Origin of the sequence: Serratia sp. PF-27, assembly GCF_030053255.1 — a bacterium.
In the GTDB taxonomy this organism is placed as follows: domain Bacteria; phylum Pseudomonadota; class Gammaproteobacteria; order Enterobacterales; family Enterobacteriaceae; genus Serratia; species Serratia bockelmannii.
On the sequence record NZ_JASGBT010000006.1, the window covers coordinates 114,001 to 131,296 of the forward strand.

General features: G+C 60.8%; 15 protein-coding genes and 1 pseudogene. 7 read left to right on the plus strand and 9 right to left on the minus strand.

Going from position 1 to position 17,296, the window contains the following annotated elements; translation table 11 throughout:
- Nucleotides 1-9 precede the first annotated feature (9 nt).
- Nucleotides 10-324 (minus strand): putative periplasmic lipoprotein, encoded by a 315-nt coding sequence (locus QMZ29_RS02370; protein WP_025303891.1) that lies wholly within the window; start codon nucleotides 322-324, stop codon nucleotides 10-12.
- 175 nt (nucleotides 325-499) lie between these two features.
- On the opposite strand from QMZ29_RS02370, the gene QMZ29_RS02375 reads away from it, so the two are divergent.
- Nucleotides 500-1,132: a response regulator transcription factor gene (locus tag QMZ29_RS02375; protein ID WP_043138047.1), complete on the plus strand. Its 633-nt coding sequence runs from the start codon at nucleotides 500-502 to the stop codon at nucleotides 1,130-1,132.
- Nucleotides 1,129-2,910, plus strand: a complete 1,782-nt coding sequence (locus tag QMZ29_RS02380; protein WP_060434372.1) for a hybrid sensor histidine kinase/response regulator — start codon at nucleotides 1,129-1,131, stop codon at nucleotides 2,908-2,910. Before QMZ29_RS02375 ends, QMZ29_RS02380 begins: the two co-directional genes overlap by 4 nt.
- A gap of 14 nt (nucleotides 2,911-2,924) precedes the next feature.
- Here QMZ29_RS02380 and QMZ29_RS02385 read toward each other — a convergent pair whose 3' ends face one another.
- Nucleotides 2,925-3,758, minus strand: a complete 834-nt coding sequence (locus tag QMZ29_RS02385) for an enoyl-CoA hydratase/isomerase family protein (protein WP_060434370.1) — start codon at nucleotides 3,756-3,758, stop codon at nucleotides 2,925-2,927.
- 122 nt (nucleotides 3,759-3,880) lie between these two features.
- Here QMZ29_RS02385 and QMZ29_RS02390 point away from each other — a divergent pair, with 122 nt between their 5' ends.
- Entirely contained in the window at nucleotides 3,881-4,243 is a 363-nt protein-coding gene (locus QMZ29_RS02390) for a winged helix-turn-helix transcriptional regulator (RefSeq protein WP_060434368.1), read from the plus strand.
- Between the two features lie 195 nt (nucleotides 4,244-4,438).
- Here the strand turns inward: QMZ29_RS02390 and QMZ29_RS02395 are convergent.
- The 3 genes and pseudogenes from QMZ29_RS02395 to guaB all read right to left on the minus strand — a co-directional run.
- Nucleotides 4,439-4,573 (minus strand): annotated as a pseudogene (locus QMZ29_RS02395) (type II toxin-antitoxin system Phd/YefM family antitoxin); the annotation flags it as partial.
- Nucleotides 4,574-4,786: 213 nt separating this feature from the next.
- Complete coding sequence (guaA, locus tag QMZ29_RS02400) at nucleotides 4,787-6,364, minus strand: glutamine-hydrolyzing GMP synthase (RefSeq protein ID WP_043138057.1); 1,578 nt, start codon at nucleotides 6,362-6,364, stop codon at nucleotides 4,787-4,789.
- A gap of 102 nt (nucleotides 6,365-6,466) precedes the next feature.
- Nucleotides 6,467-7,930, minus strand: a complete 1,464-nt coding sequence (gene guaB, locus QMZ29_RS02405) for an IMP dehydrogenase (RefSeq protein ID WP_038629838.1) — start codon at nucleotides 7,928-7,930, stop codon at nucleotides 6,467-6,469.
- Nucleotides 7,931-8,100: 170 nt separating this feature from the next.
- Between guaB and xseA the strand changes: the two genes are divergently transcribed.
- Nucleotides 8,101-9,477, plus strand: coding sequence for an exodeoxyribonuclease VII large subunit (gene xseA / locus QMZ29_RS02410; RefSeq protein WP_261426548.1), 1,377 nt, complete (start codon nucleotides 8,101-8,103; stop codon nucleotides 9,475-9,477).
- Nucleotides 9,478-9,482: 5 nt separating this feature from the next.
- Here the strand turns inward: xseA and QMZ29_RS02415 are convergent, their stop codons facing one another.
- Entirely contained in the window at nucleotides 9,483-11,849 is a 2,367-nt protein-coding gene (locus QMZ29_RS02415; protein ID WP_261426550.1) for a glycoside hydrolase family 31 protein, read from the minus strand.
- An 11-nt stretch (nucleotides 11,850-11,860) separates the two neighbouring features.
- Nucleotides 11,861-13,171, minus strand: a complete 1,311-nt coding sequence (locus tag QMZ29_RS02420) for an MFS transporter (protein WP_060434365.1) — start codon at nucleotides 13,169-13,171, stop codon at nucleotides 11,861-11,863.
- A gap of 359 nt (nucleotides 13,172-13,530) precedes the next feature.
- Between QMZ29_RS02420 and QMZ29_RS02425 the strand changes: the two genes are divergently transcribed.
- From QMZ29_RS02425 to QMZ29_RS02435, 3 genes are all read left to right on the plus strand, one after another.
- A complete protein-coding gene (locus tag QMZ29_RS02425; RefSeq protein WP_261426552.1) occupies nucleotides 13,531-14,613 on the plus strand; it encodes a LacI family DNA-binding transcriptional regulator in 1,083 nt (360 codons plus the stop codon).
- Between the two features lie 62 nt (nucleotides 14,614-14,675).
- Nucleotides 14,676-15,701, plus strand: coding sequence for a M4 family metallopeptidase (locus tag QMZ29_RS02430; protein ID WP_147824133.1), 1,026 nt, complete (start codon nucleotides 14,676-14,678; stop codon nucleotides 15,699-15,701).
- Entirely contained in the window at nucleotides 15,701-16,042 is a 342-nt protein-coding gene (locus tag QMZ29_RS02435; RefSeq protein WP_016929750.1) for a protealysin inhibitor emfourin, read from the plus strand. Before QMZ29_RS02430 ends, QMZ29_RS02435 begins: the two co-directional genes overlap by 1 nt.
- 4 nt (nucleotides 16,043-16,046) lie before the next feature.
- On the opposite strand, the gene QMZ29_RS02440 is transcribed toward QMZ29_RS02435, so the two are convergent.
- Together QMZ29_RS02440 and QMZ29_RS02445 are read right to left on the minus strand one after the other, a co-directional pair.
- Entirely contained in the window at nucleotides 16,047-16,268 is a 222-nt protein-coding gene (locus QMZ29_RS02440) for a zinc ribbon domain-containing protein (protein WP_049296119.1), read from the minus strand.
- Between the two features lie 13 nt (nucleotides 16,269-16,281).
- A complete protein-coding gene (locus QMZ29_RS02445) occupies nucleotides 16,282-17,238 on the minus strand; it encodes an AEC family transporter (RefSeq protein ID WP_033648913.1) in 957 nt (318 codons plus the stop codon).
- Between the last annotated feature and the right edge of the window lie 58 nt (nucleotides 17,239-17,296).

Below are 17,296 nucleotides of genomic sequence, written 5' to 3' on the forward strand. Positions count from 1 at the left end.
CGAAGCGAATTATTTATGCGTGACCACCGGCGTACAGGTCGGCGCGCTCAGCGACGGCGACGAACCTAAAATTCCCGGCATCATCAGCGATGAGCAATCAAAAATACGGCCTTTTTCCGTGGTGGCGCGATAAGAAAGTTTTTGGCCGCCCAGCGCATCTGGCTGTGCGCCATTGACGTTGGTCACGGTAATTTCGTCCGATGAGCCCAGGCCCAGCATTTTGGCGGTTTCCGCCTGCAGTAATGGAATGGCCTGATCGGTTTTCAGGGTGGAACAACCGGCTATCATCATCGTAACGGTTAAAGCGATAAGTGGTTTCTTCATAAATTATCCTTTATAACCAATCAGTTAAAATTACCGATTAGCTTTATGTTTTCTCTTATCCAAATCCTCGAATAATATATTTCCCTTTCCTAAACGAAAAAACCCTCCTAAAGTAGGGAGGGTTGATAATAATTCATCAGACCTATCTGATATTTGAAGGCGAAAGGAGAATCCTTTGGGGCAGGATTATGCGTTGGTCGTTGATGACCATCCATTGGTAGCAAGCGGTATCGCCAATTTTCTCAGCACGCATTGCCGATTCAAACAGGCGCATGTGGTGACCAATGAAGAGAATTGCTACCGCCATATTAGGGAAAATGGCCCACCGCGTTTACTGGTGATTGATTTTTGGCTCTCTTCCGGTACGGCGTTGAAATTACTCAAAGAAGTAAAACAACGTTATCCGCAGGTGCGGATTTTGGTGGTCAGCGGCGACGAGAATAACAATATCTGGCAGAAAGTGCACAATGCCGGCGGGCATGGGTTCGTGTTAAAAAATGAACCGCCAGAATTATTCGCCAGGGCGGTTTTTGCGCTGAACAATAATCAGGAATGGTTCCCGGAAGGCAATGAAGCCGCCATTAAAAACAACCATGACCATTTAAATAAATTCAATTTAACACCGAGGCAATTAGACGTATTAACTATGATGCTGCGCGGCCTGCCAAATAAAAGAATTGCGACGCAACTGTCTATTTCCGAGCCGACCGTCAAAGAGCATATCAGCAATATATTGAAAAAGATCGGCGTCAACAGCCGAGTGGAAGCCATCACGCTGTTGCACGGCAAACGGGATCCGTCGTCATGAGGTTTTTCCAGCATTTACAAAATGATGGCATCTCCCCACGCGCACAGATCCGCCTGCTGGACAACACCTTCATGCGGCTGGTGTTCAGCTTCACCGCCGTGCCCTTCGTCGGCATTCCGTTCGCCATCTGGATTTATTTGCTGGGTGATGAACTCGGCCCAACCATTACCTGGATCATCGTTTACCTGCTATGCGCCGTGGCGATCCGAATAGGACATCGTCGCTATCTGCATGAGGCCAAAGAAAATGATGAAGACACCGTGCTGCGCCGCTGGCTGCCGCGCATTAATAAGGTGGCGTTTATTCACGGGTTGGGGATCTCATCACTCTATTTAATTACCCCACAGACCCATAACTTTGACTTTTTCCTGCTGCTCAATATCAGCATCGCTGCGATCGTCGCCGCCAACGCAACGCACCTGACGCCCGTCATCAGCACCTTTACCCGCTTTTTCTTCGCCTCCTGGGGGCTGCTGAACCTCGGCATCATCTGGCGGCTGGAAGACGTGATGTTCATCGTACTGATGCTGAACTTGCTGTACGGCTTCGCCATTTACCGCCACGCATTAACCTCGCATGCGTTCTTTATCCAGCAGGCGCTGCTCGAAGAACAAAGCTCGCGCCTGGCGGAGCAGTTCCGCCAGGCTAAAGAAGAGGCGGAACAGGCGCTGTTGGACAAGAACCAGTTCCTGACCACCGCCAGCCACGATCTGCGCCAGCCGGTGCACGCCATGGGTTTTCTGATCGAAGCCATCATCCACAAAAACCGGGACGACAGCCTGACGCCGCAGCTGCTGGATCTGCAACAAAGCGTGCGTTCGGTGCATTTGATGTTCAATTCACTGCTCGATCTCAGCAAGATCGAATCCGGCAACGTGCGCACCGCCGCCACCCATGTGGATATCGGCGCCCTGCTCGACTCGGTAGTCACCCTGTTCCGCGAAGAGGCCAACAGCCGCGCCCTGGCGCTGCGCACCTGGCGGCCTAGACGGCGTATCAGCGTGATGGGCGATCCGCTGCTGGTGCGGCAATCGCTGATCAACCTGATCCAAAACGCCCTGCGCTATACGCAACAGGGCGGCGTGCTGATCGCCATCCGCCCACGCGGCCCCGAGTGCCTGGTGGAAGTGTGGGACACCGGCGTGGGCATCGCCGACGAAGAGAAAAGCAAAATCTTCTCCCCTTACTACCGCCCTGAACTGGCGTGGAAAATCGACAGCGCCGGCCACGGGCTGGGGCTGGCGGTGGTGGCGCGCTGCGCCAAACTGATGAAGGTGAAGTACGGCATGCACTCCGTCGAAGGCAAAGGTTCGCGCTTCTGGATGCGCTTCACGCAATATATCGGCGAAGACAAAGCGCCGGAAACCGCGGCCGCCTACGACAACACCGCCACGCCTATCCGCTATGCGCCGCTGCGCGGCGCCTGCCTGGTGGTGGACGACGATCCCTTGGTGACCTCCGCCTGGGAGAGCCTGATGAGCACCTGGGGCATCACCGTGCGCTGCGCGGCCTCCGCCGAGGAGGCCTTCGCCATTGTCGAGGACGGTTTTACGCCGTTCGCCGTGCTGTGCGACCAGCGCCTGCGCTCCGGCGAGAGCGGTTTCGACATCCTGAAAGCGCTGTTCGAGCGCCTGCCGGACGTGAGCGGCGCGATGGTCAGCGGCGAGTTCAACTCACAGATATTGCAAGAGGCCGAGCAGGAAGGCTATCTGGTGCTGCGCAAGCCGCTGGAGCCGGCCAAGCTGCATGCGCTGCTGACGCAGTGGGGGGCGGGCTAGCGCGAGGCGGTGCCTTAGCGGGCAAGATGCCGCAGCAGGCCTTCAAGGTTGCGCTCCCCCTCCGGGGTTTGCGCACCGGCTTTCAGCCCACCGCGGATCAACCGCTCCGCGGCCGGGCGTGCGAACAATCCCGCCCAGGCGTCGTGCTCGCGATAAAAACCGGCCTGCAGATCCGGTGCAGGCATCGCCTGTTTGGCCGCCGCAATCACCCCCGCAGGCAATGCCGCGATATTGCGCGCTAACTGCTCGACGAAATCATCCAGCTCGGCGGCAGGCAAGGCGCGGTTAATCCAGCCGTAGCGTTCTGCGGTAGCGGCATCGATGAGATCGGCGCCCAGGATCACTTCCAGAGCGCGGCCGCGCGTCATTCGGCTCGTCAGATACTGCGTCGCACCGCCGCCGGGCGTAATGCCCATCAAGGCCTCGCACTGGGCCAGCCCCGCCGCTTCCCGTGCCGCGAAAGCCATATCGGCCGCCGCCACAAACTCGGCGCCACCGCCGCGCGCCAGCCCGGCCAGCTTAACGAGAGTGACCTGCGGCTGGCTACGCAGCAGCTCGCCAAACGCCTGGAACGGATTTAGCCCCTCCGGCGCGTTGCTCGCCAGTTCGTCGAAAGCGTGCGGCTCATCGATCAAGGTCATGTCGACGTGAGCAATAAAGAACGCTGGGTTCGCGCTCTGGAACACCAACACCCGCGTATCCGGATCGTCACGCACCGCGAGCAATAAACGGCTGATTTCCGACATCAGCGCCACATCGAGTACGTTTACCGGTGGGTTATCGATAGCGATCGTCATCACGCCGTGCGCATGAGACAGCCTGAGCTTGCTGAAATCTGTATCTGTCATCTCAATGTCCTTTTACCTGGGGTACAAGTGCGGGTTATTCGTGCCCTGTTTCGAATGGTATACTTTGCATACCTGGCGTCAATTACGCACCTTAAGCATCCCAGGGATGCAGGAGGATACCGATGGATAAGACCGATGTTGTTTACCGCGCCGACTGCCCAAGCCGCATCGTGCTCGATCAGATTGCCGATAAATGGTCCATGATGGTGCTGGAAGTGCTGCGCGAGCCGCAGCGCTTCAACGCCATCAAGCGCCGTTTGGATGGCGTCACGCAACGCGTGCTGACCCAGACGCTACGCAAGCTGGAACGCAACGGCATGGTGCATCGCAAAGTGTTGGACGGGCGGGTGCTTGGCGTCGAGTATTCGCTGACGCCGCTCGGCAAATCCCTGCAGGGGCCGTTCTCGGTACTGTTCGACTGGACGCTGGGGAATATTGAGGCGATTCAGGAGTGCCAACGTAAGTATGATGAGCAGGACGAGTGATGCGGTTCCCCATAGTCTTTCACTTGCATGAAAACGAGGGTTAGGCAGCCATTGGGCTATCAGGGCATGATCAGACGCTTAAACAACAACTGCTGGATATCCTGCTGATGTGACAATCGCGTCGATGCCGTGCTTTACCGTAAACGTGTACTCAAAGGTTCCATTGCAATCCCTTGATGCGGAGCACTGTAGTGCTTAAAGCCCATCCAACAGCGATTCCTTTGAGAACACGCGCCCTTCCGCTTTATCCTTTTCTGACAGCGTCAGCAATTTCAGCAGAGCAATGGCGTTCTCTCGCTCCTGCAACTGCTCATAGGATTCTATAACGTAGTTGATGGTCTCTACTTTCAACGTATCCCCAGGCGCTATCAATCATACCAAGGTCCGAACATAGGCCATATTTAGACCACAAACGATGTTCGGCTTTACTTATGGCTGGCATCAGGCAGAAAATGTTTGGTCATATAAAGAAAAACCCTCTGTAAAAACAGAGGGTTTCAGTCACTTCGGCCTAGTTACGAACAGGCTGCGGGAAGTGTCAAATCATTCCCACTCAATCGTCGCCGGCGGCTTGCCGCTGATGTCGTACACCACGCGGGAGATGCCGTCCACTTCGTTGATGATGCGGTTGGAGACGCGGCCGAGGAAGTCATACGGCAGGTGCGCCCAGTGCGCGGTCATGAAGTCGATGGTTTCTACCGCACGCAGGGAGACCACCCAGTCGTATTTGCGGCCGTCGCCCATCACGCCGACCGAACGCACCGGCAGGAACACGGTGAACGCCTGGCTGACTTTGTTGTACAGATCGGCTTTGTGCAGCTCTTCGATGAAGATGGCATCGGCGCGGCGCAGCAGATCGCAGTACTCTTTCTTCACTTCGCCCAGCACGCGCACGCCCAGACCCGGGCCCGGGAACGGGTGACGGAACAGCATGTCGTACGGCAGACCCAGCTCCAGGCCGATCTTGCGCACTTCGTCTTTGAACAGCTCTTTCAGCGGCTCGACCAGGCCCAGCTTCATCTCTTTCGGCAGGCCGCCCACGTTGTGGTGCGATTTGATCACGTGCGCTTTGCCGGTGGCGGAAGCGGCGGATTCGATCACGTCCGGGTAGATGGTGCCCTGTGCCAGCCATTTCACCTGCTCTTGCTTGCAGGCTTCTTCGTCGAACACTTCAACGAACACACGGCCGATGATTTTACGCTTGGCTTCCGGCTCGTCCACGCCCGCCAGTGCGGTCAGGAAGCGGTTTTCCGCCTCAACGTGCACGATGTTCAGGCCGAAGTGGTCGCCGAACATTTCCATCACCTGCTTGGCTTCGTTCAGGCGCAGCAGGCCGTTGTCGACGAACACGCAGGTCAGGCGTTTGCCGATGGCCCGGTGCAGCAGCATCGCGGTCACGGAGGAGTCGACGCCGCCGGACAGGCCGAGGATCACGTGGTCTTCACCCACCTGCTCGCGGATGCGCTCGACCGCATCTTCGATGATGGTGGCCGGGGTCCACAGGGCTTCACACTGGCAGATGTCCAGTACGAAGCGCTCCAGCATGCGCTGGCCCTGGCGGGTGTGGGTCACTTCCGGGTGGAACTGCACGCCGTAGAAGCGTTTTTCTTCGTTGGCCATAATGGCGAACGGGCAGGTATCGGTGCTGGCGATGGTCACGAAGTCGGACGGGATCGCGGTCACTTTGTCGCCGTGGCTCATCCACACGTCCAGCAGCGGTTTGCCGGCCGGGCTGATAGCGTCTTCGATGTCGCGCAGCAGCGCGCTCTCTTTGACGATTTCCACCTGCGCGTAGCCGAACTCGCGTTCGTTGGAACCCTGCACATGGCCACCCAGCTGCATCGCCATGGTCTGCATGCCGTAGCACACGCCCAGCACCGGCACGCCGGCGTTGAACACGTAGTCAGGGGCGCGCGGGCTGCCGGCTTCGGTGGTGCTTTCCGGGCCGCCGGACAGGATGATGCCGCTTGGGTTGAATTCGCGGATCTGCGCTTCGCTAACGTCCCAGGCCCACAGTTCGCAGTAAACGCCGATTTCGCGCACGCGGCGGGCGACCAGTTGAGTGTATTGCGAACCGAAGTCCAGTATCAGGATGCGATGCTTATGGATATTTTGTGTCATGTGAGGCGAATTCCAGCAACAAGAGAAAAAGAGCGAAAATGTGTGTTTCGGGATGGGGCTTGGCGCCCCACCCCGGCCTCTCACTCAGGAGAGGTTAAGGCATCAGCCCATGCGGTAGTTCGGCGACTCTTTGGTGATGGTCACGTCGTGCACGTGGCTTTCCTGAATGCCGGCGCCGCTGATGCGCACGAACTCCGCCTTGGTGCGCAGATCGTCGATGGTGGCGCAGCCGGTCAGGCCCATGCAGGAGCGCAGGCCGCCCATCTGCTGGTGCACGATGGCTTTCAGCATGCCTTTATAGGCGACGCGGCCTTCGATACCTTCCGGCACCAGTTTGTCGGCGGCGTTATCGGTCTGGAAGTAACGGTCGGAAGAACCTTTGGACATCGCGCCCAGCGAGCCCATGCCGCGGTAAGATTTGAACGAACGGCCCTGATACAGCTCGATTTCGCCCGGGGATTCTTCGGTGCCCGCCAGCATGGAGCCGACCATCACGCAGGATGCGCCCGCGGCGATCGCTTTGGCGATGTCGCCCGAGAAGCGGATGCCGCCGTCGGCGATAACCGGAATGCCGGTGCCTTCCAGCGCTTCCACCGCGTCGGCGATGGCGGTGATCTGCGGTACGCCCACGCCGGTCACGATGCGGGTGGTGCAGATGGAGCCAGGGCCGATACCCACTTTCACCGCGCTCACGCCGGCTTCAGCCAGCGCTTTGGCGCCCGCTGCGGTCGCGACGTTGCCGCCGACGATCTGCAGATCCGGGTATTTGGCGCGAGTTTCGCGGATGCGCTGCAACACGCCTTCGGAGTGGCCGTGCGAGGAGTCGATCAGCAGGACGTCAACGCCTGCCGCCACCAGCGCGTCAACGCGCTCTTCGTTGCCGGCGCCGGCGCCGACCGCCGCGCCCACGCGCAGACGGCCGTGCTCGTCTTTACAGGCGTTCGGCTTACGTTCCGCTTTCTGGAAGTCTTTAACGGTGATCATGCCCAGCAGGTGGAAGCTGTCGTCCACCACCAGCGCTTTTTCTACGCGCTTTTCGTGCATCTTCTGCAGCACCACGTCGCGCGCTTCACCTTCTTTCACGGTGACCAGGCGATCTTTCGGCGTCATCACCGCAGTCACCGGCTGAGACAAATCGGTCACGAAGCGCACGTCGCGGCCGGTGATGATGCCGACCAGCTCGTTATCTTCGGTAACGACCGGGTAACCGGCGAAGCCGTTGCGCGCGGTTAGCTCTTTCACTTCCTGCAGCGTGGTGGACGGGGTAACGGTCTGCGGGTCGGTAACTACGCCGCTTTCATGCTTCTTCACGCGGCTGACTTCTTCAGCCTGGCGCTCGATGGACATGTTTTTGTGGATGAAGCCCAGGCCGCCTTCCTGCGCCAGCGCGATGGCCAGGCCGGATTCGGTCACGGTATCCATGGCTGCGGACAGCATAGGGATGTTCAGGCGGATGGTTTTGGTCAGTTGAGTGCCGAGCTCTGCGGTGTTAGGCAGAACCGTGGAGTGGGCTGGAACCAGGAGGACGTCGTCAAACGTCAGAGCTTCTTTAGCGATACGTAGCATGGGCAATATCTCACCAGGGTGGGCTGTGAAAAAGATAAAATATTGCCGCGGCATTATACAGAGCGGAATCGGTTGCCTCCAGCACTTTCTTACAAAAAGTCTTGATTACCTTTTTCAGCCATGTAGTATCGACCAATTAAGTGATTGTTTTGAAATTTGATCTGGGTCACATGTCGCTACCTGTTTCGCCTTCCATTTTTACCGTAAGCCGCCTCAATCAGACGGTTCGCCAACTGCTGGAAATGGAAATGGGGCAGATTTGGCTCTCCGCCGAGATATCCAACCTCTCCCAGCCCGCCTCCGGCCACTGGTATTTCACGCTGAAAGACGACCGCGCCCAGGTGCGCTGCGCGATGTTCCGCAACAGCAACCGCCGCGTCACCTTCCGGCCGCAAAACGGCCAGCAGGTCCTGGTGCGCGCCAGCATCACGCTGTATGAACCGCGCGGCGACTACCAGCTGATCGCCGAGAGCATGCAGCCCGCCGGCGACGGCCTGCTGCAGCAACAGTTCGAGCAGCTGAAACAGCGCCTGAGCGCCGAAGGGCTGTTCGATCAGCAGTTCAAGCAGCCGCTGCCCGCCCCGGCCAAACGCGTCGGGGTGATCACCTCCGCCAGCGGCGCGGCGCTGCACGATATCCTGCAGGTGTTGCAGCGGCGCGATCCATCGCTGCCGATCGTCATCTACCCCACCTCGGTGCAGGGCGCGGAAGCGCCGATGCAAATCGTGCGCGCCATCGAGACCGCCAACCGCCGCGATGAATGCGACGTGCTGATCGTCGGCCGCGGCGGCGGTTCGCTGGAAGATCTGTGGAGCTTCAACGACGAACGCGTGGCGCGGGCGATCTTCGCCAGCCGCATTCCGATCGTCAGCGCCGTCGGCCATGAAACCGACGTCACCATCGCCGACTTCGTCGCCGATCTGCGCGCGCCGACCCCTTCCGCCGCCGCCGAACTGGTCAGCCGCAATCAGCTTGAGCTGTTGCGCCAGCTGCAGTCGCAGCAGCAGCGGCTGGAGATGGCGATGGATTACTATCTGGCGCAGCGCCAGCAGCAGTTCACCCGCATTCACCACCGTTTACAGCAGCAGCATCCGCATCTGCGCCTGGCGCGCCAGCAGACGCTGCTGTTCAAGCTGCAGCGCCGAATGGAAGACGGCATGCAGCAGCTGCTGCGCCTGGCCGCCCGCCGCAGCGAACGCGCCCAGCAGCGGCTGGCGCAGGTGCAGCCGCAGGGCCGTATTCACCGCTACCAACAACGCGTGCAGCAGCAGGAATACCGTCTGCAGCAGGCGATGGAGCGCCAGCTCAACGCCTACCGCCAGCGCTTAGGCGTGGCCTGCAGCCAGTTGGAGACCGTCAGCCCGCTGGCGACGCTGGCGCGCGGCTACAGCGTGACGCAAACCCCGCGCGGTGAGCTGCTGAAAACCACCGAACAGGCGCAGGTCGGCGAACTGCTGAAAACCCGCCTGCAGGACGGCTGGGTGGAAAGCGAGGTGAAAACCATCACCGTCGCCAAAAAGCCGCGCAAGAAGCGCGCGACCGAGTAACCCCCCTACTCCAGCGTAAAACGCTCGCCCGGTTCGCCGTTCACCCACAGCGCGCGCGTTTCACCTTCCGGCAGGCTGAGCGCCAGCGTGCGCCAGGCCGGGCGGAAACGCCCTTCCGTCGTGATATCCAGCATGATGCGCTGATTGTCGCAGCGCATTTCCCAGCGCAGCCACAGCGCATCGCCCTGCCGCCAGCCGTCGCTTTCACCGTCGTCCTCAAACAACAACCCACTGCTTGCGCCGCAGCCCTTGAGCGGGAACAGCCGCAGCTCGCGCCGATCGTCGGCGGCCACGTCCACATGCGCCAGCCGCTGCGACAGCGGCAGCGCCGCCCCGGCACGCACCAGCAACGGCAGGCGCTCCAGCGGCGCCGCCAGCGTCACCGTCTGGCCGCCGCCGAACCACTGGCCGCTGTAGAAGCAGTACCAGCCTTCGCCGTTGTCCGGCAAATACACCGAACGCCGGCGCTGCGCCGGTTCCACCACGCTGGCCACCAGCAGATCGCGGCCAATCAGAAAATCGTCGTTCTCGCCGAAGGTGCGCGCATCCTGTTCGTGATCGAGGAAGGTCGGGCGCAGCATCGGCTCGTCGTCAACGCAGGCCTGCCACAGAAGGGTGTAGAAATACGGCAGCAGCCGGTAACGCAGATTGATCGCCTCGCGCACCGCCGGGGTGGCGGCCGGGTACATCCAGGGCTCGTTGACCGTGGCGTCGTCGTTCCAGGAGTGGATAGTGAAACGCGGATGCATCACGCCGTTTTGCACCCAGCGCACCAGCAGCTCCGCGTCCGGTTTGTCGCCGGAGAAGCCGCCGACGTCGTGGCCGAGGTTATACAGCCCGGACAGGCTCATGCCCAGCCCCATGCGGATGTTGTAGCGCAGCGTCTGCCAACTGGTGCGGTTGTCGCCGCTCCAGGTCTGCACGTAGCGCTGCATGCCGGCACAGCCGGAGCGCGAGATCAGGTACGGCCGCTTCTGCGGCGCGAAGCGCTGCTGGGCCTCCATCGAGGCGCGCATCATCAGCAGCGGCATCACCGGGCGGATATGCTTGATGGCGATTGGCCGCCCGAAGCCGTGGCAGCGCGCTTCGCCATCCCACACTTCGTACTCGTTGTTGTCATTCCAGGTGGAATCGATGCCCATCTCCAGCAGCTGCTGCGTGACACCCTGCTGCCACCAGCGCACCGTCGCCGGGTTAGTGAAGTCGAGGTGCGATCCTTCGTCGTCCCAGAAGCTGGAGCGCTCCGGCGCGTCGCTTTGCGAATCGCGGATAAACAGCCCCTGCGCCGCCACCGCCTGATACTGCGGGTGATCCTGCAGCAGGCACGGCTTGATGTTGGCCGCCAGCCTGAGGCCGGCGTCGTGAAACGCCTGGCTGAGCAGCTTGGGCTGCGGCACCTTGTCGTAGTTCCAGTTGAACACGTAGCGCTTGTTGTTGATCGAGGTGTAGCCCGACGACAGCTGGAAGGAGTCGCAGGGTATGGCGTGTTGGCGGCACAGCGCGATGAACTGCTGCAGCTGCTGCTGGGCGTCCGGCGCGTCGGTGTAGTGCATGGTCGAACCGCTGTAGCCCAGGCTCCACTTCGGCCCGAAGTGGGTGCGGCCGGTCAGGCGCACGAAGGCCTTGGTGACGTCCAAAACCTTCGGCCCGAGGAACAGGTAGTAATCCAGATCGCCCGCTTCGGCCTGATAGCGGCGGTAGGCCGCGTGGTAGTTGTCTATCTCGTTGCCCAGATCCAGCCAGCAGCTGCTCAGGTTATCGTAGAACAGGCCGAAGCTCGCCTCCGGCCCACGGGTGATGGTAAAAGGAATGTGCTTGTACAGCGGATCGGTGCTGGCGGCGTTGTAGCCCATGGCGTCCAGATTGCGCATCTCAAAGCGGCGGCCGGTGCGTTCCAGATCGCCGGCTTTCTCCCCCAGGCCGTAATAGCGCTCATCGGCAAAACGCCGCTGGTAGTGCGCCACGCCGTCGCCGTGCGCATTGAGCAAGTAGGCGCTGGTCGGCCGATCCGCCGCCAGCGGCCGCCACTCGCCGGCGGCATTGCAATACTCCCACGCCAACCACAGCGGCTGATGCACCGTCACGCGCAGCCGCGGCGTGCTGACCACCAGCCGATCGCCCTCCTGGCACAGCTGATAGCCCGGGAGGCTGAAACCGGCGACGCTGAGCCGATCGCGCCCCTCCCAGGGCACATCCTCTTGCGGCGCGATGCTCCAGGTGCGATCCAGCGCCAGCTCGCCCTCACGTTTGATCAACACGCGGAACAACTCGTTTTCCAGTACGTACAGGCAGAAACGGTGGCGTTCATCGACCAGCAGCTCGACGTGGTCCGCATGCTGCGCCGCCAATGTCCAATTTTTCAAGGTTTTCATAAATATTCCACTTAGCTGTGTGAAGGGGTTTTCTTACCGCCGCGCTCGGCAATCAGGGCGACCAGGAACAGGGCGCCGATCAAATCGAAGAAGCCCATCGCGATAAACAGCGGGTTAAAGCCGAGGGTGTCGGATACCGCGCCGATCAGGAGCGTAAACAGGAAGCTGGCGATCCAGGCGCTGGAGCCGCGCATGCCGTTGACCGTCGCCATTTGGTTCTTATCGAACGATTCCACCACCAGGGCGCTGAGCATGCAGGAGATCACCTGATGGCCGAACCCGCCGATCGAGATCAGCGCGATCGCCACATAGGGATCTTGGGTGATCGCGACAAACGCCAGCGACACCATCAGGAAAGCGCCGGTCACCGAGCTGGCGACCACCGAGTTAACGCGGCTGCAGCCGAACCATTTGCGGTACAGGGTGGTGAGATAGCCGCTGGCGACGCTGCCGATATCCGCCGCCAGGAACGGCAGCCAGGCGAACATCGCGATCTGTTTCAGATCCATGCCGCGTTCGGTGGCCAGGTACAGCGGCACCCAGAAGCTGAAGACCGCCCAGGCCGGCTCGGCGAGAAAGGCCGGGATGGCGATGCCGTAAAATTTCTTGTTCTTGCACAGGCTGGCCAGCGAGGTGAGAAACGGCAGCTTCGGCAACACCGGCTCGTTGTCTTCGCGGATCAGATCCAACTCTTGCTGGCTGAGGTTCGGGTGCTGCTGCGGCGAGTGGTAGAACAGCCACCACAGCACCACCCAGATCAGCGCCAGCCCGCCGGAGAACAGGAAGGCGCCTTGCCAGCCGAAGGAGACGTGAGCGATGACGATGATCGGCGGGGCCAGCATGGCGCCGATGGAGAAACCGACGCCCGCCCAGCCGGCAGCGATCGGCCGCTCCTTCTTCGGGAACCAATCGGAGATCGCCTTGGCGTTGGCCGGGGTGGCCGCCGCCTCCGCGCCTCCCATGAAGAAGCGCAGAATGGCCAGTTGCAGCCAGCTGCCGGCGCCGGCGTGCAACATGCATACCACCGCCCAAATGCCGGCGCAGATCAGAAAGCCCATCTTCAGGCCGATAACGTCGATCAGCCAGCCGCAGATCGGCTGAAACACCGTGTAGGCCAGCTGGAACGACGCCACCACCCAGGCATATTGCTCGGTGCTCATGTTCAGGCTGGTTTTCAGCTCCGGCGCCAAAATGCCCAGCGAGTTGCGGGTGATGTAGTTGACCGTGACGCCCAGCAAGAACAGCGCCAGCATCCACCAGCGCAGCGATTTGAACTTGCGCCGGCCGCTCTGCGCGACCGCCTGATTGATCTCCACACTCATCGGTTCTCTCCCCGCGGCCGCCGGCGACGGCGACGCGCGTTTTGGTAGGGTACGTTGTGCTATCAAACACGGGACGGTGAAAGCGGGTCGGCGCCGTATCATTGGCCGAAAGACAATCACAACCCCATGATTTATTTTTTGTTTTCTTTTTCGCACACCGTTAAAATTGGACTGACAGATCGCTAAAATTGGTGTACCAATGCAGACTACTCAGCGAGAGCGCGCAGCGAAACGGGGTTTTTTGCAAAGATTTTCACAGGTGGGTGAAAAAATAGTCATAATGGGCATAAAAGCCGGTCAAGACGCTGAAAATCCGCGGTGAAAATATTCTCATGGACGAATTTGAAGGAGATCACAGAATGAACGGAAAGCTGAAAATTCAGGAGATCGCTCGCCAAACCGGGTTGTCGATCAGCACCGTTTCCCGCGTGCTGGCGGGCAAGGCCAACACCAGCGCCGAGGCGCGCCGCAAGGTGCTGGACTGTGCGCAGCAAAACGGCATTCTGCAGGGTATTTCCAGCGGCCGGCTGATGCTGAACAACGTGATGGTGTTCGCGCCACAGCGCGCGTTCGACGTACGCACCGACATCTTCTACTACAAGGTCATTCAGGGTATCGCCGCCGCGCTGATGGAGCACGAGGTGCGCATCCGCTACTGCGGGCTGGAAGAGCAACACAGCGACGGCGCGCTGTTTCTGGAAAAGATGAGCGACCCGCACACCGAAGCGGCGCTGATCATCGGCATCGACGACGAGCATATCCACACCCTGGCCGCCGATCTGCACAAGCCCTGCGTGCTGATCAACTGCAGCGATCGGCAGATGCGGCTGGACAGCGTCTCGCCGGATCATCAGCTGATCGGCGACTACTCCGCCAGCTACCTGTTTCAGCAGGGGCATAGCCATATCCTCAATCTGCAGTGTCTGCGCCGCCACACCATGGAGCTGCGGCTGGCGGGCATTCGGCAGGCCTACGCCCGGCATCATTTGCCGTTCGACGATGGCAACCATCTGGTCACCACCTCCGGCTTCGGCAGTGAAGAGGCCGAGCAGGCGCTGACCACCTATCTCGATGGCCTCCACGGCCACTCCCCGCTGCCGACGGCGATCCTGGCCGGCGGCGACTACATGGCGGTCGGGGCGGTCAAGGCGCTCAACAAGCGGGGGCTGAGCGTGCCGGGCGACGTCTCGGTAATGAGCACCGACGGCTTCAACCTGGCGGAAATCCACGACGTGCCGCTGACCTCAGTGCAGGTGCCGCGCGACGAACTGGGCTACGAAGCGATCCAGCTGCTGCAGCGGCGCATGCTGCGCGCCGACGCGCCGCCGTGCAATCTGTTGCTGCACGGTCGGCTGGCGGTGCGCGCCTCGGTGCGGCGCGTCAGCCCGCACAAGACCGCGCCGGCGGTGAGCACGCATGACCACAGGCTTTATGACGAGTAGGCTACACTTAGGCACAGTGCATTCATTCGATGAGGTAAAATTTTTGCCTAAGGAGAGCCACTATGCCAGCCCAGCGCATGCGTTCCGTCATTCCTCCCTACATGCTGCGCCGCATCATTGAACACGGCAACGCCCCGCAGCGCGACTGCGCGCTGCACACCCTGAATCATGTGCAAAGCCTGCTCGGCAACAAGCCGCTGCGTTCGCCGACCGAAAAAAACGCCCGAGCCGGCGAAGCGCTCCGCGATATCTACGACGCGCAGAACGGCACCCTACTGCCTGGCAAACAGGTGCGCAAAGAGGGCCAGCCCAGCAACCACGATGTGGCGGTGGACGAAGCCTACGACTACCTCGGCGTCACCTACGATTTCTTCTGGCAGGCCTACCGCCGCAACTCACTGGATAACCAGGGGCTGCCGCTGGTCGGTAGCGTACACTACGGCAAGGAGTACCAAAACGCCTTCTGGAACGGCCAGCAGATGGTGTTCGGCGACGGCGACGGCGAGATCTTCAACCGTTTCACCATCGCCATCGACGTGGTCGGCCACGAGCTGGCGCACGGCGTGACCGAGAGCGAAGCCGGGCTGATCTACTACCAGCAGTCCGGGGCGCTCAATGAGTCGCTGTCCGACGTGTTCGGTTCGCTGGTCAAGCAGTTCCACCTGCAGCAAACCGCCGATAAAGCCGACTGGCTGATCGGCGCCGGGCTGCTCGCCAAGGGCATCAAAGGCCAAGGGCTGCGCTCGATGTCGGCACCCGGCACCGCCTACGACGATCCGCTGCTGGGCAAAGACCCGCAGCCCGCCGGCATGAAGGATTATATCCAGACCAAGGAAGACAACGGCGGCGTGCATCTCAACTCCGGCATCCCCAACCGCGCCTTCTATCTGGCGGCGACGGCGCTGGGCGGCTTCGCCTGGGAGAAAGCCGGCTACGTCTGGTATGACACAGTGTGCGACAAAGCGCTGCCGCAAAACGCCGACTTCGCCACCTTCGCCCGCGCCACGGTGAAACATGCGCTAGCGCGTTTCGATCAAAGCGTGGCGGACAAGGTGCAACAGGCCTGGCATCAGGTGGGGGTGGAGTAATGAAACCGCTGCCGACGCTCAATCAGGATACGGTCATTGAGCTGGCGCGCGAGGGAGGCTTCGCCTACATTCCCAAACTGGCGGGCCAGCGCCGCATTGCGCTGGCCGATATCACGCCGGAGCAACGGCAGCGCCTGAATCAGTTGCTGAATCAGACACTGCCGTACGCCCAGGAAGAGGGCCAACCCAACTCCCCCGGCTGCGGCGACCAGCGCTACTACCGCGTACAGATCAACTACACCAGCCCCACCCTGAGCACCGAGATCGTGCTGTTAATCCCGGAAAGCAGCGCGCCGCAGGCGCTGGTGGATTTGTGGAAAACCGGCCAGGTGGATGAGTGAGGGCTTACAGCGGCTGATAGCTGAAATTCACCCGTTTTTTGGAGATCAGCCCGTGCCCGTTCTGGCACAGGTAATCCACCGCCCCGCAGGCTTTCAATTCTTGCAGCGGCTGCCCGCACTCCGGGCAGCTCGCCAGCTGCCGATAATCGCAGAGGCAGGCTTCACAATGGTAATGACCCGCTACCCACTTCATGGTTTGACGACAGTGCGGACAATGCGCATCCATAACGGCTCCCAGGTTAAATCGCGCCCCATGAGCGCAAGAAATAGATCCCCAACGCGGTGGTGAAGAACGACCCGACGGTGGTGATAGCGATAATGTTGGCCGCCAGCGTGGCGTTGCCGCCCATGGCGCGCGTCATCACATAGCTGCCCGAAGCGGTCGGCGTGGCGGAAAACAGGAAGATAATGCCCAGCGCCGCACCCTGAAACCCGCACAGCCAGCCGGCCAGCGTCATCAGGCACGGCACCAGAAACAGCTTGGCCGCCGACGACAGCGCCGCCACGTTGGACGAGCGGAACATGGCGCGAAAATCCAGGCTGGCGCCGGTGCACAGCAGTGCCAGCGGCAGCGACAGCGCGGAGATATAGCTGCCGGTCTGGCGGATCACGGTCGGGATGCCCAGCCCGGTTTGCGCATACAGCAGCCCGCACACCAGGCCGATGATCAGCGGGTTGGTAACGATGCTGCGCAGCAGCGACAGGTGGCTGATTTTCTTGCCCTGCCCACCCTGTAGGCTGCGCGTGAGGGTGATAACCGACAGTATGTTGAACAGGATCACCGTCACCGTCAGGTACAGCGAGGCGAGCGCAATGCCTTCGCTGCCATAGGCGGTCATGGCGTAGGCCAGGCCGACGATGGCGGTATTGGCGCGGAAACCGCCCTGCACGAACACCCCGCGCTCACGCGGTTCTTTCACCAGCCACTTGGCCGCCAGCTCCAAGAGCAGGAAGGTCGCCAGCGTGCCGACCGCGCCGAACAGCACCAGCGGCAGGTTGCCGAGCAGCTGCGGGTGGTTGGTGGCGATGCTGAAAAACAGCAGGCACGGCAGCGCCAGATTGAACACCAGGCGGGTCGCGCCGTCGACGAAACGGTCATCCATCAGGCGCCAATGGCGCAGCAGGATCCCCAGCAGCATCATCAGCAGATTCGGCACGGTGACGTTAAACGCAAAACTCCAGGTTTCCCAGGACATGGTGTTCCTTCAGGCAGGCGAGGTAATCTTCAGATAATAAAACGATTTCGGGCCAATA